The following is a 20,719-nucleotide window of genomic DNA, read 5'->3' as shown; positions in this document are numbered from 1 at the left end:
AAGCGTGCGATTACTAACAACATTACTGTTGTCATTGGCGGTGCTGGTCACCGCCGGATGTGGCTGGCACCTGCGCAATAGCTCAGCTATCCCTGACGAGATGAAAACCATGATTTTCGACTCGGCAGATCCAAACGGTCCGCTAAGCCGCGCGGTACGAGCGCAGCTGCGTCTGAACGGCGTGACGCTGGTAGAGAAAAGCTCCATACGTCAGGATGTGCCCTCCCTGCGTCTGGGTACATCAACCGTTAGCCAGGACACCGCCTCCATCTTCCGCGACGGCCGTACGGCTGAGTACCAGATGGTAATGAGTGTCCAGGCGACGGTGCTGATCCCGGGTCAGGGGATCTATCCGCTGCATACCAAAGTTTATCGTTCATTCTTCGATAACCCGCAGACCGCGCTGGCGAAAGATGCCGAGCAGGAGATGATCGTTGCGGAGATGTACGATAAAGCTGCCCAACAGCTGATCCGTCAGCTGCCAAGCGTGCAAACGGCAGAGAAGCAGGAGAAGATTGCGGAAGCCAAAGCGGAAGCAACCTCCTCTCGCGTCTCCACGACGCTGGGTAACTGATGTTAAAGCTGTACCCTGAACAGCTCCGCGCGCAGCTCAATGAAGGGCTGCGCGCGGCGTATCTGCTGCTAGGCAACGATCCGTTGCTGCTTCAGGAGAGCCAGGATGCGGTGCGCCAGGCGGCCGCAGCCCAGGGCTTTGATGAACACCACACCGTTGCTCTCGATGCCAGCACCGACTGGACCGCGCTCTTCTCCCTCTGCCAGGCCATGAGCCTGTTTGCCAGCCGCCAGACGCTGCTGCTTCAGCTGCCGGACAACGGGCCGAATGCAACTATCAATGAACAGCTCGTGACCCTGACCGGACTCCTGCATGACGATCTCCTGCTGATCGTGCGGGGCAATAAGCTCACCAAAGCGCAGGAGAACTCCGCCTGGTTTACCGCACTGGCGAACCGATCCGTACTGGTCACCTGCCAGACGCCGGAACAGGCGCAGCTTCCACGCTGGGTCGCAAATCGCGCAAAACAGCATAATTTGCAGCTTGATGACGCGGCTAACCAGCTGCTCTGCTACTGCTATGAGGGTAACCTGCTGGCGCTGGCCCAGGCGCTGGATCGACTCTCTCTCCTCTGGCCCGACGGCAAACTGACTCTGCCACGCGTTGAGCAGGCGGTGAACGATGCCGCCCACTTTACCCCTTTCCACTGGGTAGATGCCCTGCTGGCGGGCAAGAGCAAACGCGCCCTGCATATTTTGCAGCAGCTGAAGCTTGAGGCCAGCGAGCCGGTGATCCTGCTGCGTACGTTGCAACGTGAGCTACTGCTGCTGTTAAACGTAAAGCGCCAGATGGCGCATTCTCCGCTGCGCGCTCTTTTTGATAAGCACCGGGTATGGCAAAACCGCCGCGCCGTTACCACCGAGGCGCTAAACCGCCTGAGCCATAACCAACTTCGTCAGGCGGTGCACCTCCTGAGTCGTACCGAACTCACGGTTAAGCAGGACTACGGCCAGTCGGTCTGGGCCGAACTGGAAGGGATCTCTCTGCTACTCTGTCATAAGACGCTGGCAGACGTATTTATAGAGGGGTGAGATGGATCAGCTGCAAGCCCTGTTTGGCGGGACCTTCGATCCCGTTCACTACGGCCACCTTTTACCGGTAGAGGCGCTGGCAGAGGCGATTAACCTTGCCCGGGTTATTATCATGCCAAACAACGTGCCGCCGCATCGTCCGCAGCCGGAGGCCTCCAGCCAGCAGCGTAAAACCATGCTGGCGCTGGCTATTGCCGACCGCCCGCTGTTTACTCTCGACGAGCGGGAGTTACAGCGCGACACGCCGTCGTACTCGGCCGAAACGCTGGAGGCATGGCGTCAGGAGAGCGGTCCTGCCCGTCCGCTGGCCTTTATTATCGGCCAGGACTCGCTGCTCAACTTCCCGACCTGGTACCGCTACGACAGCATCCTCAGCGCCTGCCATCTGATTGTCTGCCGCCGCCCCGGCTATGCGCTGGAGATGCGCGATGCGACGCATCAGCGCTGGCTGGAGCAGCATCTCACTACCGATATCCAGGCGCTGCATACCCTGCCCGCCGGAAAGATTTTTCTCGCCCAGACCCCGTGGTTTGATATCTCCGCCACGCAAATTCGTCAGCGACTGCGGGAGAATCACACCTGTGACGATCTGCTCCCCCCTGCCGTGCTCGACTACATTATGCAGCAGGGGCTGTACCGCTAAGCCTGCGATTAATACATTAGGAGATTGACACGATCGTCAAGACTGCTATCCTCCGCTGCCAGACTTTTCCCTCCGCAGCAGTTCCATAGAAATTGTTTTACAAAAATGGCGATGCAATCTTGTGCGGAGGGTGGGATGATAGCCCACTTTCAGACACATATGGGCAACTCTTGTCTCGAAAAGGCCGGGTTTCAGGTATACTGGCTGACTATCTATTGATTATCGTTATTTGCATCCACCCAGGGGGAACACTTGCAGGGTAAAGCACTCCAGGATTTTGTTATCGACAAAATTGACGACCTGAAAGGTCAGGACATCGTCACCTTAGATGTTAAGGGTAAATCAAGCATCACCGACTGCATGATCATCTGCACCGGTACTTCCACGCGTCACGTTGTCTCTATCGCCAACCATGTGGTGCAAGAGTCCCGCGCGGCGGGTCTAATCCCGTTCGGCGTTGAGGGCGAAAACGTTGCCGACTGGGTCGTAGTCGATCTGGGCGATGTCATTGTCCACGTTATGCAGGAAGAGAGCCGCCGTCTCTACGAGCTGGAAAAACTCTGGGGCTAATGGGTGAAGCTGCAACTGGTCGCCGTCGGCACGAAAATGCCCGACTGGGTACAAACCGGCTTTACTGAATATCTGCGTCGATTTCCGAAAGATATGCCGTTTGAGCTGGTAGAGATCCCTGCCGGCAAGCGCGGCAAAAATGCCGACATCAAACGTATCCTTGATAAAGAGGGTGAGCTAATGCTCGCTGCGGCTGGAAAAAACCGCATCGTCACCCTCGATATTCCAGGCAAACCCTGGGATACACCGCAGCTGGCCATCGAGCTGGAGCGCTGGAAGCAGGACGGACGCGACGTCAGCCTGCTGATCGGCGGTCCGGAAGGGTTATCCCCCGCCTGCAAAGCGGCAGCAGAACAAAGTTGGTCACTCTCTGCGTTAACGCTCCCCCACCCGCTGGTCCGGGTTCTGGTGGCTGAAAGCCTCTATCGCGCATGGAGCATTACGACCAACCATCCCTATCACCGTGAGTAACGAAGAGCCTTAGGTAGATTAAGCAGCGGATGAAATTACAGAACTCTTTTCGCGACTATACGGCTGAGTCCGCGCTGTTTGTGCGCCGGGCGATTGTCGCCTTCACAGGGATCCTGCTGCTCAGCGGCGTGCTCGTCGCCAACCTCTATAATCTGCAGATCGTCCGTCACACCGACTACCAGACGCGCTCCAACGAAAACCGCATCAAGCTGGTGCCGATCGCCCCCAGCCGCGGCATTATCTATGACCGCAACGGTATCCCGCTGGCGCTCAACCGGACCATCTACCAGGTTGAGATGATGCCTGAGAAAGTAGACAACGTGCAGCAGACCCTGGACGCGCTGCGGGACGTGGTCGATCTCAATGATGATGACATCGCCAACTTCAAAAAAGAGCGCGCCCGCTCGCATCGCTTCACCTCTATTCCCGTGAAGTCCAACCTGACGGAAGTCCAGGTGGCGCGCTTTGCGGTAAACCAGTACCGCTTTCCAGGCGTGGAAGTTAAGGGCTATAAGCGCCGCTTCTACCCCTATGGCTCTGCCCTGACCCACGTCATCGGCTATGTCTCAAAGATCAACGATAAAGACGTCGATCGGCTCGACAAAGAGGGCATCCTCGCCAACTATGCTGCGACGCACGATATAGGCAAGCTGGGAATTGAGCGCTATTACGAGAACGTGCTTCACGGCCAGACCGGCTATGAAGAGGTTGAGGTGAATAACCGTGGCCGCGTGATCCGCCAGCTGAAAGAGGTACCGCCCCAGGCCGGGCATGACATCTACCTGACGCTGGATCTTAAGCTGCAGACCTATATCGAAACCCTGCTGGAGGGGAGCCGTGCGGCGGTGGTGGTGACCGATCCGCGTACTGGCGGCATCTTGTCGCTGGTCTCGATGCCAAGCTATAACCCGAACCTGTTTGTGGATGGTATCTCCAGCAAGGATTACAACGGCCTGCTGCACGATCCCAACACGCCGCTGATCAACCGTGCGACTCAGGGCGTCTATCCCCCGGCGTCCACCGTTAAGCCTTACGTTGCGGTATCGGCTCTGAGCGCAGGGGTGATCACCCGCAATACCAGCCTGTTCGACCCCGGCTGGTGGCAGCTCCCCGGCTCCGAGAAACGCTATCGCGACTGGAAAAAGTGGGGCCACGGCCATCTGAACGTTACTAAATCGCTGGAAGAGTCCGCCGATACCTTCTTCTATCAGGTCGCTTACGACATGGGTATCGATCGGCTTAGCGAGTGGATGGGCAAGTTTGGCTACGGCCACTATACCGGGATCGACCTTTCGGAGGAGCGCTCCGGGAACATGCCGACCCGCGAGTGGAAGCTGAAACGCTTTAAGAAGCCATGGTACCAGGGCGATACCATCCCGGTAGGCATCGGCCAGGGCTACTGGACGGCGACGCCGATCCAGATGAGCAAGGCAATGATGATCCTGATTAACGATGGCATCGTCAAAGTGCCGCACCTGCTGATGAGCACGACCGAGAACGGGCAGCAGGTACCGTGGAAACAACCTGAGCAGCCCCCGGTGGGCGACATCCACTCCGGCTACTGGGAGATAGCCAAAGACGGCATGTACGGTGTGGCTAACCGCGCCAACGGAACCGGGCACAAATACTTCGCCAATGCCCCCTACAAGGTGGCGGCCAAATCCGGTACGGCACAGGTGTTTGGCCTGAAGGCCAACGAAACCTATAACGCGCATAAAATTGCGGAACGCCTGCGTGACCACAAGCTGATGACGGCGTTTGCCCCCTATGACAAACCCCAGGTAGCGGTGGCGATCATTCTGGAAAACGGCGGTGCCGGCCCGGCGGTCGGGACCATCATGCGCCAGATCCTCGACCACATTATGCTGGGCGATAACAACACCGACCTGCCGGCGGAGAATCCGTCGTCAGCGGCGGCTGAGGACCAATAACCATGACGGATAATCCGAACAAAAGATCGTTCTGGGATAAAATCCATATCGATCCGGCGCTGCTGCTGATCATCCTGGCGCTGCTTTTCTATAGCGCCATCGTCATCTGGAGCGCCAGCGGTCAGGATGTCGGCATGACCGAGCGCAAAATCGGCCAGATTGCTATGGGCCTGGTGGTGATGGTAGTGATGGCGCAGATCCCCCCCCGTGTTTATGAAGGGTGGGCACCCTATCTCTACATCTTCTGCGTGATCCTGCTGGTAGCGGTTGACGCCTTTGGCGCGATCTCCAAAGGGGCACAGCGCTGGCTCGATTTAGGCATCGTGCGTTTCCAGCCCTCGGAGATCGCTAAAATCGCCGTACCGCTGATGGTGGCGCGCTTTATCAACCGCGACGTCTGCCCGCCGTCGCTGAAAAATACCGGTATTGCGTTAGTGCTGATCTTCATGCCTACGTTGCTGGTGGCCGCCCAGCCGGACCTTGGCACCTCGATTCTTATCGCCCTTTCCGGCCTGTTTGTGCTCTTCCTGTCGGGCCTCAGCTGGCGGCTGATCGGTATTGCCGCTCTGCTGCTGGCGGCGTTTATCCCGATCCTCTGGTTCTTCCTGATGCATGACTATCAGCGTCAGCGCGTCATGATGCTGCTCGATCCAGAAACCGATCCGCTGGGAGCAGGCTATCATATTATTCAGTCTAAAATTGCTATTGGCTCTGGCGGCCTGCGCGGCAAGGGCTGGCTGCATGGTACCCAGTCGCAGCTCGAGTTTCTGCCCGAGCGCCACACCGACTTTATCTTTGCCGTACTCGGCGAAGAGCTGGGTCTTGTAGGGATCCTGATCCTGCTGGCACTCTACCTGCTGCTGATTATGCGCGGCCTGTGGATCGCCGCCCATGCGCAGACCACTTTTGGCCGCGTAATGGCCGGTGGCTTAATGCTGATTTTATTCGTTTATGTGTTTGTAAATATCGGTATGGTGAGCGGTATCTTACCGGTGGTGGGCGTGCCCTTACCGTTGGTAAGCTACGGTGGCTCAGCCCTGATTGTACTCATGGCCGGGTTTGGTATCGTAATGTCGATCCATACCCACAGAAAAATGTTGTCGAAAAGCGTATAAGAGGTTCGCAATGCGGAAGCTTTGCCTTGCAGTTTGCGTAGCAGCAGGATTATTGACAGCGTGTTCAAGTACCGAGGAGAGCCAGCAGCCTACTGCCGCTGCGCCGCAGCCTGCGGTCTGTAACGGCCCGACGGTAGAGATCGGCGGGGCTGAACCTCGCTACGAGCCGCTGAACCCGTCGGTTAACCAGGACTACGAGCGCGATGGCAAGTCCTACAAGATTGTGCAGGACACCTCGCGCTTTACCCAGGCCGGTCTTGCTGCCATCTATGATGCGGAGCCGGGCAGCAACCTGACTGCCTCTGGCGAAGCTTTCGACCCGATGCAGCTGACCGCAGCACATCCGACCCTGCCGATCCCCAGCTATGCACGTATTACCAACTTGTCTAACGGCCGGATGGTGGTGGTGCGTATCAACGATCGCGGCCCCTACGGTAACGATCGGGCGATCTCCCTCTCTCGTGCCGCCGCCGACAGGCTGAATAACTCTAACAATACCAAAGTACGTATCGATCCGATTATCGTCTCGCAGGATGGTTCGTTCTCTGGCCCCGGTACGGTCTGTACCACTATCGCCCAGCAGACCTACGCCCTGCCCGATCGCCCGGATCTGAGCGGCGGCATGGGCAGCGCCTCTTCTGCGCCACAGCCTGCCCAGCCAGCGGGAGATGTTCGCCCTATCAGTAACGATACGCTGCAAAGCGACGGCGCGACCGGTGCACCAGTTGGCGGCAGCGGCTTCCTCGGCGCACCGACTACGCTGGCTTCCGGCGTGCTGGAGGGCAACGAGCCGCCAGCGCAGCCCCAGCCAGCTGCGGTCGCGACGCCCGCCGCTGTACCTGTGGTAGCAGCACCCGCAGCTGCGGCACCGGTTACTGCCCCTGGCTCCGTGCAAGGCAGCGCCCCTGTCGCTGCCCCTGCCCCTGCCCCTACCGCAGCGGCCACCGCCGGTGGCTACGTTGTGCAGGTTGGCGCAGTGAGCGATAAGGCACGTGCCGAGCAATATCAGCAGCGTCTGGTCCAGCAGTTTGACGTGCCGGGACGCGTGACGCAAAACGGTGCCGTCTGGCGTATTCAGCTCGGCCCGTTCAGCAGCAAAGCCGACGCCAGCGCGCTCCAGCAGCGTCTGCAGAGCGAAGCGCAGCTGCAATCGTTTATTACCAGCGCGCAGTAAGCGCTTCAGAGGGCGTCTGGCTTTGTCAGTTTGTGTCAATTTCAGTCACAAAGTCATGCCGAAAGTCAGATGCCTGCCTGTATAGCTTTTGCTATAGTAAGGCACTTTTTTTAATTTCATCACGGATGTCGTTGTTCTGACCATGAAGACCACTTTTTCCGTTCGTCTCGTGAAGCGCCTGGCGCTCACCACCGCGCTGGCCGCCGCCACGCTCTCCGCTGCCCATGCTGATGATCTGAACATCAAAACCATGATCCCGGGCGTTCCGCAAATTGACGCAGAGTCGTATATCCTGATCGACTACAACTCTGGCAAAGTGCTGGCGGAACAGAACGCCGACGCGCGCCGCGATCCGGCCAGCCTGACAAAAATGATGACCAGCTACGTCATCGGCCAGGCGATGAAAGCGGGCAAATTCAAAGAGACGGACCTGGTCACCATCGGCAACGATGCCTGGGCTACGGGCAACCCGGTCTTTAAAGGCTCCTCGCTGATGTTCCTGAAACCAGGCATGCAGGTGCCGGTCTCCCAGCTGATCCGTGGTATCAACCTGCAGTCCGGTAACGATGCCTGCGTGGCCATGGCCGACTACGTCGCCGGTAGCCAGGACGCCTTCGTGGGCCTGATGAACAGCTACGTCAACGCGCTGGGACTGAAGAACTCCCACTTCCAGACGGTGCATGGTCTCGATGCTGACGGCCAGTTCAGCTCTGCTCGCGACATGGCGATGATCGGCCAGGCGCTGATCCGCGACGTGCCAAACGAGTACACCATCTACAAAGAGAAAGAGTTCACCTTCAACGGTATCCGCCAGACCAACCGTAACGGCCTGCTGTGGGATAACAGCCTGAACGTTGACGGTATCAAAACCGGCCACACGGACAAGGCGGGCTACAACCTGGTGGCCTCGGCAACCGAAGGCCAGATGCGCCTGATCTCCGCCGTGATGGGCGGCCGCACCTTTAAGGGCCGTGAAGCTGAAAGTAAAAAGCTGCTGACCTGGGGCTTCCGTTTCTTTGAAACCGTTAACCCAATCAAAGCAGGTAAAGAGTTTGCCTCTGAACCCGCCTGGTTTGGCGACAGCGATCGCGCCTCGCTGGGCGTGGACAAAGACGTCTACCTGACTATTCCGCGCGGCCGCATGAAGGATCTGAAAGCCAGCTACGTGTTGAGCAACAGCGAGCTGCATGCCCCGCTGGCGAAAAATCAGGTGGTGGGCACTATCAACTTCCAGCTTGATGGCAAAACCATTGAGCAGCGTCCGCTGGTAGTCCTGCAGGAGATCCCAGAGGGGAATTTCTTCGGCAAAATCATCGACTATATCAAGCTGATGTTCCACCACTGGTTTGGTTAAAAAATACGCACTTGAAAGTGTGATTTCCATCCCCATATACTATGCATCGTTTAATATGCATCGTTTACACTCCCGCCCCTGGCGGGAGTTGTTCTTTTATTACCCGGAGCTGACATGAAAACCAAACTTAACGAACTGCTTGAATTCCCGACCCCCTTCACCTACAAAGTGATGGGTCTGGCGAAACCTGAGCTGGTTGATCAGGTGGTGGAAGTGGTACAGCGCCATGCGCCAGGTGATTACTCTCCGCAGGTAAAACCGAGCAGCAAAGGCAACTACCACTCGGTCTCTATTACCATTACCGCTACGCACATTGAACAGGTTGAAACACTATACGAAGAGCTTGGCAACATCGAAATCGTTCGTATGGTTCTGTAATCGTCCAGCGCCGATCCGCTGACGCGTTGCCCGGCGCTGGCCGGGTAACACCCTCCCTGTGATATACTCCCCCTACCTTTTGTTCTCCCCCGGAGATGCTGTTTTGCTTCAGGATACGATCCTTATCCGCCATCTGGGCTTACAACCTTACGCGCCTGTTTCCGAGGCGATGCACACCTTTACCGATAACCGTGACGCCTCCACGCCCGACGAAGTATGGCTGGTCGAGCACGAGCCGGTGTTTACCCAGGGGCAGGCCGGTAAAGCGGAGCATCTGCTGATGCCCGGTGATATTCCCGTTATTCAGAGCGATCGTGGTGGGCAGGTCACCTACCACGGCCCAGGCCAGCAGGTGATGTATGTGCTGCTCGATCTGAAACGCCGTAAACTGGGCGTGCGCGAGCTGGTCACCGTGCTTGAGCAGACCGTGGTTAACACGCTGGCCGAGCTGGATATTGATGCCCATCCGCGCGCGGATGCGCCAGGGGTGTATGTCGGTGAGAAAAAGATCTGCTCGCTGGGCCTGCGGATCCGCAAAGGCTGTTCGTTTCACGGACTGGCGCTCAATATTGCCATGGATCTTGCACCGTTCCGTCGAATTAACCCCTGCGGCTATGCGGGAATGGAGATGGCGCAGGTCAGCGAGTGGATCGAGACCGCCACGCCCGTCACGCTCGCCCCGCGACTTATCGAAAACTTACTCAATCTGCTAAATAATCCCCCACATCAATATATTAGTAAATAATATATCCTATATCCGCCGACAACTATTTTGTCGGCGATTTAAAAATCTCATTGACCCTCTGAATAAAAAGACCGATCCTGTCATTCATCCCCCTGTTACTAAAGGGGAATTTAGGTAACGCCGAACAGAATGTAGCGGCAGTTAGCCTTTTAGCAGGTGATAAAAGCACCTGTCTAGTCATTAACTCATTGAAATAAAGCGTAATTTTCGCATCCGCTGAGTATGTGGGTACATTAATGACACAAGAATATAATTTCAACTATCATTCATAATGTGAATGAATATGGAGTTTGAGCGTGGATGATAACGGTCTGTCGGATAAACGAATAGCCGAGCGTCGCGAAGAGGATAGACCCCAGATCTTCCGTACGCTGCGCAATATCGATCTCAACCTGTTGACGATCTTTGAAGCCGTGTATGTTCACAAAGGCATCGTCAATGCGGCGAAGGTGCTTAACCTGACCCCTTCAGCGATTAGCCAGTCTATTCAAAAACTACGTGCCATCTTTCCCGATCCGTTGTTTATCCGGAAAGGCCAGGGCGTGACGCCTACGGCGTATGCTACCCATCTGCATGAGTATGTGAGCCTTGGGCTGGAGTCCATTCTGGGCGCGCTGGATCTTACCGGCAGCTATGATAAACAGCGTACCATTACCATTGGTACACCACCCTCGCTGGGTACCCTGCTGATCCCCCCTATTTATAAAGCGATAAAAGAGGCCCACCCGCATCTGCTGATCCGCAATATCCCTATTGTCGATGCCGAGAATCAGCTGGGCCAGTTCCAGACGGATCTGATCATCGATACGCATGTTCAGGGAACCCGCACCCTTAACCACCATACGCTCTATACCGACCAGCTGATCCTGATCTGCCGGAAGGATCACCCCTGCCTGCAGCAGCCGCTAACCGAAGCGACGCTGAGCCAGTATGAACATACGCTGCTGATGCTGGAAGGCCAAAGTATGAGCACTATGCGGCAGAAGGTGCGGGAGCTGTTCCCGGAGCAGCCGGTAAGCTTTAGCAGCTACAATATGTTTACAATTGCGGCGCTCATCAGTCACAGCGATATGCTGGGCCTGATGCCGTCACGCTTGTTCACCTTTTTTAACTCTTGTTGGCCTTTGACGGAAATCGATTTCCCTCCGCTACATAATGCATCCGTGGAGGTTTCGCTCTATTACAACAAGTTAAGCCTGCGGGATCCGGTGCTGGAGAACGTCATCAGCGTGATTCGAAAAGCCTTTGAAGGGAAATAGCCACCTGGCCTGATGCCCGACGATCTCTGGACATAGGGCACAAAACAACAACTATTTTACAATTTGCCGGGCTGGCAGGCTGCTTTATCGCCTCTATAGATGATATACTGCCGCCCAGCTAATTCAAAAATAGTTGAGAAATACAACATTCCCTTGAATTGAAATGCTCCCTTCGTTATTCGCAACTGGAACACGCACGCTATGAGTAAACCCATTGTGATGGAACGCGGTGTTAAATACCGCGATGCCGATAAAATGGCCCTTATCCCGGTTAAAAACGTGGTAACAGAGCGCGAAGCCCTGTTAAGAAAACCGGAGTGGATGAAGATCAAACTGCCGGCAGACTCCTCCCGCATCCAGGGTATTAAAGCGGCCATGCGCAAAAACGGCCTGCATTCCGTCTGTGAAGAGGCGTCTTGCCCTAACCTGGCGGAGTGTTTCAATCACGGTACGGCGACCTTCATGATCCTGGGCGCAATCTGTACCCGCCGCTGCCCGTTCTGCGACGTTGCCCACGGCCGTCCGGTTGCCCCTGATGCCAACGAGCCGCTGAAGCTGGCGCAAACTATTGCTGACATGGCCCTGCGCTATGTGGTTATCACCTCCGTTGACCGCGACGATCTGCGCGACGGTGGCGCTCAGCACTTTGCTGACTGCATCACCGCCATCCGCGAGAAGAGCCCGAGCATCCGCATTGAGACCCTGGTTCCTGACTTCCGTGGCCGTATGGATCGTGCGCTGGATATCCTCTCCGCCACGCCGCCGGACGTCTTTAACCACAACCTGGAGAACGTGCCGCGTATCTACCGCAAAGTGCGTCCAGGTGCGGACTACAACTGGTCCCTGAAGCTGCTGGAGCGCTTTAAAGAGGCTCATCCGGATATCCCGACTAAGTCAGGTCTGATGGTCGGCCTGGGCGAGACCAACGAAGAGATCGTTGATGTGATGCGCGACCTGCGCCGCCACGGCGTGACTATGCTGACCCTCGGACAGTATCTGCAGCCAAGCCGTCACCACCTGCCAGTACAGCGCTACGTTAGCCCGGAAGAGTTTGACGAGATGAAAGCCGAAGCGCTGGCGATGGGCTTTACCCACGCGGCCTGTGGCCCGTTTGTTCGCTCCTCTTACCATGCCGATCTGCAGGCAAAAGGGATCGAAGTAAAGTAGTTCTGCAATAACTACTTACACTATCGCAATAAAAAACCGGCCTGTGCGCCGGTTTTTTTATCGCAAGCCATTCGGCATTGCCACTACTCTTTGTGAGAGAGCTTCTCTGCCGGGATGTCACCGTCAACGCTCTTTTTCGCGCTGGTGTCATCGTCGTTCATCGCTTTCTTAAAGCCTTTAATGGCTGCGCCGAGGTCACCGCCGAGGGTACGCAATTTCTTCGTCCCAAACAGCAAAACAACCAGTGCGGCAACTACCAGCAGCTTAGTAATACTAATCTCACCCATAAATACCTTCTTTACTAAAAAACAGGCTGCGAAATGCGCCGTTGAAACCTGACACTATTAACGGATATTCGGCGCGCGCACACAATAGCAATGTGTAACAAGGTGAATCAAGTGTTGTTTAAAAAAACATCACAACAGCTGCGGTGGCGCAAAGCGACGATGACGCAGCACCGGTAGCTTCTCCCGCGCCTCCTGCACCCGTGCGGCGCTCACTTCGGCGCAGATCAGCTGCGGCTCCTGCGCCGCTGCCGCTATGGTCACCCCCAGCGGATCGACAACGCGACTCTGACCAATGTTTTTATTGCCGCACTCGCCAGCGGCCACCATATAGCAGGTGGTATCCAGCGCCCGCGCCGCCAGCAGCGTCGCCCAGTGCTGCTCCTTCAATGGCCCGCGTACCCAGGCAGCGGGCAGCACCAGCAGCTCCGCACCCTGTAGGGCCAGGCTGAGGGCCAGCTCGGGGAAGCGCAGATCGTAGCAGGTCATCAGCCCCACCTTTATGCCCGCAACCTCAATCAACGGTGGAATGGCGCTGCCTGCATCCACTCGGCTAGACTCAAGGATACTGAAGGCGTCGTAGAGATGCAGCTTGGCATAGCGGGCAACGATCTGCCCCGCCCGCAGTACCACCAGGGTATTCACCGCCCTGCCCTGGGTGGACGGCACGTGAAGGGTCAACACCGTAGTCATGGCGTTTTTTCGGCTCTCCGCCAGCAGCAGGGTCAGAAAGCCGCCGTCCAACGGCTGCGCCGAGGCCACCGACAGGCCCGGATCGCTGTCGCTGCGAGCCAGTAGCGCCTCAGGCAGCACCAGCAGCGCAGCCCCCCGCTTTGCCGCCTGCGCCATCAGCGCGACGCAGGTTCGGGCATTATTCTCCCACTCCGCCGTCACTACAAACTGCCCCGCTGCCACAATCATCTTCTCGCCCCTCTGTCCGTTGCGTTAAACTTAGCGACCTGACACATCAAATAGCAGGAATCGGCAGTGATACAACTGTTTTTTGCGGTTTTTATCGGCGGCGGGACCGGCAGCGTGCTGCGCTGGTTTCTCGGTATGAAGCTTAACCCGTTACACAACGCGATCCCCATCGGTACGCTGACGGCAAACCTGGCGGGGGCATTTATTATCGGGATGGGGCTGGCGTGGTTTAACCGCATGACCCACATCGATCCGCTGTGGAAGCTGCTCATTACCACTGGCTTTTGCGGCGGCCTGACCACCTTCTCGACCTTTTCCGCTGAGGTGGTATTCCTGCTGCAGGATGGCCGTGCGGGCTGGGCGCTGCTGAACGTTGCGGTGAACCTGCTTGGCTCCTTTGCGATGACGGCGCTGGCCTTCTGGCTGGTCTCTGCCACGCACGCGCAGTAGCAAACGTCGGGTGACGCTCCGCTTACCCGACCTACAAAACCACACCCGCAGCATTCGTAGGCCTGATAAGCGGAGCGCCATCAGGCGTTATTCAGGAATTCAGACGAAAAAAAACCCGCTTTTCAGCGGGTTTTAGAGTTCTGTCTTATCGCTAACTTAGATAGGCATTACGTTAGCAGCAGAAGGGCCTTTGGCACCGTTAGTGATTTCAAACTCTACGCGCTGACCTTCAGCCAGAGTTTTGAAACCATTGCTCTGGATTGCAGAGAAGTGTACGAACACGTCTTTGCTGCCATCTTCCGGAGTAATGAAACCGAATCCTTTGGACTCATTAAACCACTTAACGTTACCTTTAATCTTAGACATCAAAATTACCTTTACATGAAAAACGACACAAATGCTGTGTCGGGTATCAGTACAACAATTGTCATGACTTTTGTCCAGTCGATATTCGTTAAAAAGTGATAAATGTCGCTATCTTTTTTTATCCAGCTGCAATATTTGCTGTTTTTTCAGCGAGGAAGCGCGATGGATTAAAAAATAGAGCGCCGGGATGACAAACATCGACAGCAGGGGCGCCGTGATCATTCCGCCTATCATTGGGGCGGCAATTCGCCGCATCACTTCTGCTCCGGTTCCATCGCCCCACATGATAGGCAATAGCCCTGCCATGATGGTGGCAACCGTCATCACCTTCGGCCGTACGCGCAGCACCGCCCCCTCATGAATGACCTGCATCAACAGGCCATTCTCGGCATTACCTGCATAGACGCCGTGCCGGCCCAGCGCCTGGTTAAGATAGAGCACCATGATCACGCCAAACTCGGCGGCCACTCCCGCGAGGGCAATAAACCCCACCGCCCCGGCCACCGACAGGTTATACCCCAATAGCCAGAGCAGCCAGACGCCGCCAATCAGCGCAAACGGCAGCGTGCCCATAATCAGTAGCGCATCGGTTACCCGCTTAAAGGTGAGATAGAGCAGTATAAAAATAATCGCCAGCGTCACCGGTAGCACCATTTTTAACGTCGCCGTTGCCCGTTCAAGGTACTCAAACTGTCCGGACCAGGAGAGCGTTACCCCCTGCGGCAGCGTAACCTGCTCCGCCACCCGCTGCTGCATCTCCGCCACGGCAGACTTCAGATCGCGCCCGCGCAGATCGACGTAAATCCAGTTCGACAGGCGGGCGTTTTCGCTTTTCAACATCGGCGGTCCCTCGTTAACCACGATCTCCGCCAGCTCGCCCAACGCCACCAGGCTGCCGTTTTCGGTTACCACCGGCAGCATACGCAGCTTCCCAACGTTGTCGCGCAGATCGCGCGGATAGCGAATATTGATCGGATAACGCTCGCGCCCGGCCAACAATTCACCGACGTTCTCCCCGCCCACCAGCGTCGAGACCAGCGACTGTAGCGCCTTCACCGACACGCCATAGCGCGCCGCCTGCTGGCGATTGATTTTAATATCGATATAACGCCCGCCCGCCAGCCGCTCCGCCAGCGCAGAGGTCACGCCAGGCACGCTTTTCACCACCTGCTCTATCTGCTGCGCCACCCTCTCGATATCAGCAATTGCATTACCGTTCACCTTAATCCCCACCGGGCTTTTAATCCCGGTCGCCAGCATATCCAGCCGGTTGCGGATCGGCGGCACCCAGACGTTAGCAATCCCCGGCACGCTGACGGTCCTGTCCAGCTCCTCCACCAGCTTCGCCGGCGTCATGCCCGCCCGCCACTGGTCGCGCGGCTTGAAGCGAATGGTGGTTTCGATCATGGTGAGCGGCGCGGGATCGGTAGCCGTCTCTGCCCTTCCCGCTTTGCCCATGACGCTCGCCACCTCCGGCACGCTTTTGATCAGGCGATCGGTCTGCTGAAGCAGCTTCGCCACCTCACGAGCGGAAATCCCCGGCAGCGTGGAGGGCATATAGAGCAGATCGCCCTCGTCCATCGGCGGCATAAATTCGCTACCGAGGCGGCTCAACGGCCAGAGCGTCGCCAGCAGCAGCAAAAACGCCAGCGCCAGGGTCATTTTTGGCCACGCCAGCACCTTGTCCAGCAGCGGCGCGTAGGCGCGGGTTAGCCAGCGGTTGAGCGGATTGGCCTGCTCGTCGGGGATACGTCCGCGAATAAATAGCCCCATCAGCACCGGCACCAGGGTGATCCCCAGCCCCGCCGCCGCCGCCATCGACCAGGTTTTAGTGAAGGCGAGGGGCGAAAACATCCGCCCCTCCTGCGCCTCAAGCGAGAAGACCGGAATAAACGACAGGGTGATGATCAGCAGGCTACAGAAGAGCGCCGGACCAACCTCCACCGCCGCCTGCTCAGCGATACGCCAGTACTCTCCCCCCTCGGGCTGACGCCCCGGATGCTCGTGTCGCCACTGCTCCAGCACCTTATGCATGTTTTCGATCATCACGATGGCGGCGTCGACCATCGCGCCGATGGCAATGGCGATGCCGCCCAGGGACATGATGTTGGCGTTGATCCCCTGGTAGTGCATGATGATAAACGCCCCCAGAATACCCAGCGGCAGCGAGACGATGGCCACCAGCGCGGATCGAAAATGAAACAGGAACAGGGTGCAGATCAGCGCGACGACAATGAACTCCTCCACCAGCTTATGACTTAGCGTCTCCACAGCGCGCTCAATCAGCGCTGAGCGGTCATAGACCGGGACAACCTCCACCCCCTCCGGCAGGTTGCGCTGGAGATCGTGCAGCTTATCTTTCACCGCGTGCAGGGTCTCCAGCGCGTTTTTCCCGTAGCGCATTATGATAATGCCCCCGGCTACTTCACCCTCGCCGTTATACTCGGCGACGCCGCGACGGATCTCCGGCCCGTTGCGGAGGGTAGCGACGTCCCCCAGCAGCACCGGCACGCCGCTGCGGCTGTCGATAACAATCTGGCGAAACTCATTAAGGTTCTTAAGGTAGCCTGTAGTACGCACCATATACTCGGCTTCCCCCATTTCCAGCAACGCGCCGCCGCTCTCCTGGTTCGCCGCCTGCACCGCATCAATTATCTGCTGATGAGTGATATTCAGCGCCCGCATTCGCGCCGGATCGGGAATGATTTGATACTGACGTACCATGCCGCCGACGCTGGCCACCTCCGCCACGTTGGGCACGGTTTTCAGCTCAAACTTCAGCGTCCAGTCCTGCAGCGCCCGCAGATCGGCAAGGCTGTGCTTACCGCTGCGATCGACCAAAGCGTATTCATAGATCCAGCCAACGCCAGTGGCGTCTGGCCCCAACCCAACGTTAACTCCGGCAGGCAGCTGCCCCTGAATCTGGCTTAAATACTCCAGTACCCGGGAGCGCGCCCAGTAGAGATCGGTCCCGTCTTCAAACAGGATGTAGACATACGCATCGCCGAACATCGAAAAGCCGCGCACCGTTTTCGCACCCGGTACCGAGAGCATGGTCGTGGTGAGCGGATAGGTTACCTGATCCTCAATAATCTGTGGCGCTTTGCCCGGATAGCTGGCACGAACGATCACCTGCACGTCAGAGAGATCGGGCAGCGCATCCAGCGGAGCGCGTTGAAGTGACCAGAGTCCCCAGGCCGCGATAACTGCGGCAGCAAGCAGGATCAGCAGACGGTTGCGCAGCGAGGCGCGGATTATGGCGGCGATCATGGCATCACCTCCCCGCCGTGCATGGCGTGGTTATGGTCATGCTGATGCTCCATCGCCGGGGTGGCCACCGACGGCGTTTCTGCCGTGGGCTGCGCCTGTGGCAGGGCGCTGCGCAGGCTGGCTTCGGAGTCAATCAGGAACTGGCCGGAGGTCACTACGCTGTCGCCTGCCTTCACGCCGGAAAGGATCTGCGTCCAGCCCGCAGAAGTCATGCCGGTCGTCACGTTGACCGCCCTGAAGTGACCTTCGCCAGTTGCCTGTAGCACACGGGTCTGGGTGCCGGTATCAATCACCGCCTCCTCCGGGACCGCCAGCACCGACGCACCGGTGGCACTCTCCGGTAGCGTCACCGTCAGGAACATGCCGGGCTTCAGCCTCTGCTGCGGGTTATCCAGCACGACGCGCGCCTTCAGGGTGCGGGTGGTGGTCTCCAGCTGCGGCAGCAGCTCGCTCACCCGGCCATGAAACGCCTCGCCGGGCAGGCTTTCGGCGGTCGCGATAATCTCGTTGCCTACGCTCAGGATCTGCATATCGCCAGGCGGATAGTCGACCACCAGCCAGACCGGATCGAGGCTCGCCAGCTCAAACAGCGGCTGCGTCGCCTCAACTCTCGCCCCCTCCCGCGCATCAAGCTTCACCACGTAGCCGTCGCGCCCTGCACGCAGGGTCAGGCGCGTCTGCGGCTTGCCGCTGCGCTCCAGCTCGCGCACGACGGAGTCAGGCATAAACTGCAGGGCCAGCCGCGCCCGGGCAGCCTGGGTCAGGGCGGCGTCACCCAGTTGGCGCACGGCCAGATACTCCTGCTGCGCTGCGGTCCACTCCGGGATCCACAGGCGGGCCAGCGGCTCGCCCGCTTTAACCCACTGCTGGGGAGCGCGGACGTAGAGCGATTCAACCACCCCCGCGGCGGGCGCAGGCACAATCTGAATGCTACGCTCGTCGGTGGTCACTGTGGCAAACGCAGAGAGCGTCGGAGCAAGGGCGCGCATCTGCGCTCTGGCGGTGGTCATCCCGAGGTTTTGCTGCTGCCGGGCACTCACCGCTACGCCGGTCTCCTCTGGCGCGTCATCGGCGTAGCGCGGCATCAGATCCATATCCATAAAGGGAGATTTGCCCGGCTTATCGAATCGCTGGTCGGGCACCATGGGATCGTACCAGTAGAGTACCTTGCGTGCGGGCTGCTGCTGCACTGCGGGAGCCTGCTCGTGATGACCGGCAAGATAGCCCGCCCCAGCAGCCAGCATGGCGACAAGGGCTAATAAAATCACTGATTTTTTCATCATGCCTTCCCCTCAGGGATCAGCCAGTGGATCGCGGCCCACGTCCGGGCCATCTCTTTTTCCGCCTGAGTGGCGGCTAGCTCGCTATCCAGCACGCTACGGCGGGCCTCCAGCAGCGATGTCAGATCGGACTGTCCGGCGCGATACTGCGCCGCCAGCAGCGACAGACGCTCTTTGAGCAGGGGCAGCACGTCGTGCAGCTGGCGTGACCAGCGGAGCTGCGCCGCACGATAGTCGGCCACCAGGGTGCGCACCTGAGCTATGTGCTGACGCTCGGTCAGCGCCAGACGATCGTTGGCCTGCATCGTGCGCGAGAGATCGGCAGCGTGATTTTTATCCTGCCTGTGCGACTGAAACAGCGGCAGATCGACGGTAAACATCACCCCGGCGAGATCGTCATTGCCTTCGGAGCGGCGTCCGTAGTAGACCTCCACCTCGACGTCCGGGATCGCCGCGATGGCAGATTCAGCGGAGCGGGCCTTTGCGGTATTGGCCTCCCGCGTGGCGGCCAATACTTCCGGATGCAGGGCAACGCTCTTCTCGAGCGCATCCTCCTCTGCCGGAAGACGCTGATAAGGGGGCATCTTCCCGGCAGCGGCGGTGATCGTCTCTCCGGTAAGTTCGTACAGGCGGGTCTGCGCGATCTGCACATCACGTTCGGCAAGAGTGACGTTGTCCCGCATCGCGCTTTCGGTGATGCGCAGCGCCAGCACGCTCTCCGGCGCGGCACTGCCCGCGCCAACGCTGGCTTTTTGCACGCTCTGCTGGCGTGCGGTCTCGGCCAGCAGCTGCCGGGCCGCCTCCAGGCTGCGGGAGGAAATCGCCAGATCCAGCCACGCCTGGGCGGTGTCCCGCTGCAGGGCGGCGCGGATTGCCTGGCCCTTCGCGTTGACGCTTTGCGACTCTGCCAGCAGGGTTTGCGCTTTCCGCTCGCGCTTATCCGCGCTGACGTATTGCTGCATGACGCCGACGCGCTGCATGGTCATCCCTTCCCGGGTAAAACGACGATCGTTGCTGCCCTGCACCGGCAGGTTTTCAAGGCCAAACTTCAGCTTTGGGTCGGGCAGTTCGCGGGCCGATTCCGCCATGGCGTTAAGCGCCTGCGCCTCGTTACGGCTGGCGGAGAGTTCAGCAGAGTAGCGCTGGGCGGCGGCAAGGGTTTGCGTGAGGGTATACGGCTCCGCCTGAGCGACGGAGACGAACAGCATAAACAGCACGCCAGAGAGCGTACTGGATGTAAAAGAGAACATAGTAGAACCTCTGTTAATCGTAAATTGGGTAAATTCAACGAATTAACAGGTATCTACTCCCGGAACCGGCAATAGCGGATCGTTGCCGGCGGTCCTGCTGCGGGTGGGGTGAGCGACCATTCGGTGGGAGGCGTATCAGCACAGGCGGGCAGATTAATGGCAAGGGTGATATCCACCGGCAAGGCCGCCAGCGATCCGTGTCCGGACTCCTTCTGCATCGCATCCGGCACGCAGTGCTTATCGCACAGCGGTGCCTGGAGCGCATCGGCCGCTGGGGCCTCCGGCATCTGCATATGATCTACATGCTGGATCATGGCGCTTTCGCCCTGCATATCCAGCGTGCAGTCGTGAGAAGCAATCGCCACCTGGCTCTGGAAAAGCAGCCAGCCAAACGCCATCAACAGCATCAGAAGATGCCGTTTGAGAAAGCGTAGCCGCCGAAGCCAGGGTGCGTACATAAAAACCACATAAAGAGGGTGAGATTGC

At 58.1% G+C, this 20,719-nt stretch carries 21 protein-coding genes; 14 read left to right on the top strand and 7 right to left on the bottom strand.

Annotation, left to right across the window (positions count from 1 at the left end; all coding sequences use genetic code 11):
• The first annotated feature begins 4 nt into the window (after positions 1-4).
• The 13 genes from lptE to lipA all read left to right on the top strand — a co-directional run bounded on the left by lptE (position 5) and on the right by lipA (position 12,412).
• On the top strand, positions 5-574 hold the full coding sequence (gene lptE / locus RTM13_RS07940; RefSeq protein ID WP_312211545.1) for an LPS assembly lipoprotein LptE: 570 nt from the start codon (positions 5-7) through the stop codon (positions 572-574).
• Positions 574-1,605 carry a DNA polymerase III subunit delta gene (gene holA / locus RTM13_RS07935; RefSeq protein WP_312211543.1) on the top strand — a complete coding sequence of 344 codons (1,032 nt, stop codon included), beginning with the start codon at positions 574-576 and terminating at the stop codon, positions 1,603-1,605. Before lptE ends, holA begins: the two co-directional genes overlap by 1 nt.
• Before the next feature lies 1 nt (position 1,606).
• On the top strand, positions 1,607-2,248 hold the full coding sequence (gene nadD, locus RTM13_RS07930; protein ID WP_312211541.1) for a nicotinate-nucleotide adenylyltransferase: 642 nt from the start codon (positions 1,607-1,609) through the stop codon (positions 2,246-2,248).
• Between the two features lie 252 nt (positions 2,249-2,500).
• Positions 2,501-2,818 (top strand): ribosome silencing factor, encoded by a 318-nt coding sequence (gene rsfS, locus RTM13_RS07925; RefSeq protein WP_144813677.1) that lies wholly within the window; start codon positions 2,501-2,503, stop codon positions 2,816-2,818.
• 3 nt (positions 2,819-2,821) lie between these two features.
• Positions 2,822-3,289 carry a 23S rRNA (pseudouridine(1915)-N(3))-methyltransferase RlmH gene (gene rlmH / locus RTM13_RS07920; RefSeq protein WP_042392035.1) on the top strand — a complete coding sequence of 156 codons (468 nt, stop codon included), beginning with the start codon at positions 2,822-2,824 and terminating at the stop codon, positions 3,287-3,289.
• Positions 3,290-3,318: 29 nt separating this feature from the next.
• Complete coding sequence (gene mrdA / locus RTM13_RS07915; RefSeq protein ID WP_312211539.1) at positions 3,319-5,220, top strand: peptidoglycan DD-transpeptidase MrdA; 1,902 nt, start codon at positions 3,319-3,321, stop codon at positions 5,218-5,220.
• Positions 5,221-5,222: 2 nt separating this feature from the next.
• Positions 5,223-6,335 carry a peptidoglycan glycosyltransferase MrdB gene (gene mrdB / locus RTM13_RS07910; RefSeq protein WP_312211538.1) on the top strand — a complete coding sequence of 371 codons (1,113 nt, stop codon included), beginning with the start codon at positions 5,223-5,225 and terminating at the stop codon, positions 6,333-6,335.
• A 10-nt stretch (positions 6,336-6,345) separates the two neighbouring features.
• Positions 6,346-7,509 (top strand): endolytic peptidoglycan transglycosylase RlpA, encoded by a 1,164-nt coding sequence (gene rlpA, locus RTM13_RS07905; protein ID WP_312211536.1) that lies wholly within the window; start codon positions 6,346-6,348, stop codon positions 7,507-7,509.
• A gap of 142 nt (positions 7,510-7,651) precedes the next feature.
• Entirely contained in the window at positions 7,652-8,863 is a 1,212-nt protein-coding gene (gene dacA, locus RTM13_RS07900) for a D-alanyl-D-alanine carboxypeptidase DacA (protein WP_312211534.1), read from the top strand.
• Between the two features lie 114 nt (positions 8,864-8,977).
• Positions 8,978-9,241 carry a DUF493 family protein YbeD gene (gene ybeD, locus RTM13_RS07895; RefSeq protein WP_042392026.1) on the top strand — a complete coding sequence of 88 codons (264 nt, stop codon included), beginning with the start codon at positions 8,978-8,980 and terminating at the stop codon, positions 9,239-9,241.
• A 103-nt stretch (positions 9,242-9,344) separates the two neighbouring features.
• Positions 9,345-9,986 carry a lipoyl(octanoyl) transferase LipB gene (lipB, locus tag RTM13_RS07890; RefSeq protein ID WP_312211531.1) on the top strand — a complete coding sequence of 214 codons (642 nt, stop codon included), beginning with the start codon at positions 9,345-9,347 and terminating at the stop codon, positions 9,984-9,986.
• A 296-nt stretch (positions 9,987-10,282) separates the two neighbouring features.
• Positions 10,283-11,245 (top strand): YbeF family transcriptional regulator, encoded by a 963-nt coding sequence (locus tag RTM13_RS07885; RefSeq protein ID WP_312211529.1) that lies wholly within the window; start codon positions 10,283-10,285, stop codon positions 11,243-11,245.
• A 201-nt stretch (positions 11,246-11,446) separates the two neighbouring features.
• On the top strand, positions 11,447-12,412 hold the full coding sequence (lipA, locus tag RTM13_RS07880) for a lipoyl synthase (RefSeq protein WP_312211527.1): 966 nt from the start codon (positions 11,447-11,449) through the stop codon (positions 12,410-12,412).
• Between the two features lie 83 nt (positions 12,413-12,495).
• Here the strand turns inward: lipA and tatE are convergent, their stop codons facing one another.
• Positions 12,496-12,699 (bottom strand): twin-arginine translocase subunit TatE, encoded by a 204-nt coding sequence (tatE, locus tag RTM13_RS07875; RefSeq protein ID WP_103819877.1) that lies wholly within the window; start codon positions 12,697-12,699, stop codon positions 12,496-12,498.
• A gap of 129 nt (positions 12,700-12,828) precedes the next feature.
• A complete protein-coding gene (locus tag RTM13_RS07870) occupies positions 12,829-13,617 on the bottom strand; it encodes a deaminated glutathione amidase (RefSeq protein WP_312211524.1) in 789 nt (262 codons plus the stop codon).
• Positions 13,618-13,683: 66 nt separating this feature from the next.
• Between RTM13_RS07870 and crcB the strand changes: the two genes are divergently transcribed.
• Entirely contained in the window at positions 13,684-14,067 is a 384-nt protein-coding gene (gene crcB / locus RTM13_RS07865) for a fluoride efflux transporter CrcB (RefSeq protein WP_312211522.1), read from the top strand.
• A gap of 156 nt (positions 14,068-14,223) precedes the next feature.
• On the opposite strand, the gene cspE is transcribed toward crcB, so the two are convergent.
• The 5 genes from cspE to RTM13_RS07840 all read right to left on the bottom strand — a co-directional run bounded on the left by cspE (position 14,224) and on the right by RTM13_RS07840 (position 20,691).
• A complete protein-coding gene (gene cspE, locus RTM13_RS07860; protein ID WP_004100146.1) occupies positions 14,224-14,433 on the bottom strand; it encodes a transcription antiterminator/RNA stability regulator CspE in 210 nt (69 codons plus the stop codon).
• 108 nt (positions 14,434-14,541) lie between these two features.
• Positions 14,542-17,703 carry an efflux RND transporter permease subunit gene (locus RTM13_RS07855; RefSeq protein WP_312211520.1) on the bottom strand — a complete coding sequence of 1,054 codons (3,162 nt, stop codon included), beginning with the start codon at positions 17,701-17,703 and terminating at the stop codon, positions 14,542-14,544.
• Positions 17,700-18,983: an efflux RND transporter periplasmic adaptor subunit gene (locus RTM13_RS07850; RefSeq protein ID WP_312211616.1), complete on the bottom strand. Its 1,284-nt coding sequence runs from the start codon at positions 18,981-18,983 to the stop codon at positions 17,700-17,702. The genes RTM13_RS07855 and RTM13_RS07850 overlap by 4 nt, the downstream gene beginning before the upstream one ends.
• Complete coding sequence (locus tag RTM13_RS07845; RefSeq protein WP_312211518.1) at positions 18,983-20,233, bottom strand: TolC family protein; 1,251 nt, start codon at positions 20,231-20,233, stop codon at positions 18,983-18,985. The genes RTM13_RS07850 and RTM13_RS07845 overlap by 1 nt, the downstream gene beginning before the upstream one ends.
• A gap of 53 nt (positions 20,234-20,286) precedes the next feature.
• On the bottom strand, positions 20,287-20,691 hold the full coding sequence (locus RTM13_RS07840) for a DUF2946 domain-containing protein (RefSeq protein WP_312211516.1): 405 nt from the start codon (positions 20,689-20,691) through the stop codon (positions 20,287-20,289).
• Between the last annotated feature and the right edge of the window lie 28 nt (positions 20,692-20,719).

The sequence above is a fragment of the Pseudescherichia sp. genome (genome assembly GCF_031979925.1).
Classification (GTDB): domain Bacteria; phylum Pseudomonadota; class Gammaproteobacteria; order Enterobacterales; family Enterobacteriaceae; genus Pseudescherichia.
This window is presented reverse-complemented; position numbering and strand designations above follow the sequence as displayed.

Bases quoted from the DNA above. Each gene is read 5' to 3' on its own strand.
- holA (WP_312211543.1), top strand. From the start codon at position 574: ATGTTAAAGCTGTACCCTGAACAGCTCCGCGCGCAGCTCAATGAAGGG.
- nadD (WP_312211541.1), top strand. From the start codon at position 1,607: ATGGATCAGCTGCAAGCCCTGTTTGGCGGGACCTTCGATCCCGTTCAC.
- mrdA (WP_312211539.1), top strand. From the start codon at position 3,319: ATGAAATTACAGAACTCTTTTCGCGACTATACGGCTGAGTCCGCGCTG.
- mrdB (WP_312211538.1), top strand. From the start codon at position 5,223: ATGACGGATAATCCGAACAAAAGATCGTTCTGGGATAAAATCCATATC.
- rlpA (WP_312211536.1), top strand. From the start codon at position 6,346: ATGCGGAAGCTTTGCCTTGCAGTTTGCGTAGCAGCAGGATTATTGACA.
- dacA (WP_312211534.1), top strand. From the start codon at position 7,652: ATGAAGACCACTTTTTCCGTTCGTCTCGTGAAGCGCCTGGCGCTCACC.
- ybeD (WP_042392026.1), top strand. From the start codon at position 8,978: ATGAAAACCAAACTTAACGAACTGCTTGAATTCCCGACCCCCTTCACC.
- lipA (WP_312211527.1), top strand. From the start codon at position 11,447: ATGAGTAAACCCATTGTGATGGAACGCGGTGTTAAATACCGCGATGCC.
- tatE (WP_103819877.1), bottom strand. From the start codon at position 12,699: ATGGGTGAGATTAGTATTACTAAGCTGCTGGTAGTTGCCGCACTGGTT.
- RTM13_RS07870 (WP_312211524.1), bottom strand. From the start codon at position 13,617: ATGATTGTGGCAGCGGGGCAGTTTGTAGTGACGGCGGAGTGGGAGAAT.
- cspE (WP_004100146.1), bottom strand. From the start codon at position 14,433: ATGTCTAAGATTAAAGGTAACGTTAAGTGGTTTAATGAGTCCAAAGGA.
- RTM13_RS07855 (WP_312211520.1), bottom strand. From the start codon at position 17,703: ATGATCGCCGCCATAATCCGCGCCTCGCTGCGCAACCGTCTGCTGATC.
- RTM13_RS07850 (WP_312211616.1), bottom strand. From the start codon at position 18,983: ATGAAAAAATCAGTGATTTTATTAGCCCTTGTCGCCATGCTGGCTGCT.
- RTM13_RS07845 (WP_312211518.1), bottom strand. From the start codon at position 20,233: ATGTTCTCTTTTACATCCAGTACGCTCTCTGGCGTGCTGTTTATGCTG.
- RTM13_RS07840 (WP_312211516.1), bottom strand. From the start codon at position 20,691: ATGTACGCACCCTGGCTTCGGCGGCTACGCTTTCTCAAACGGCATCTT.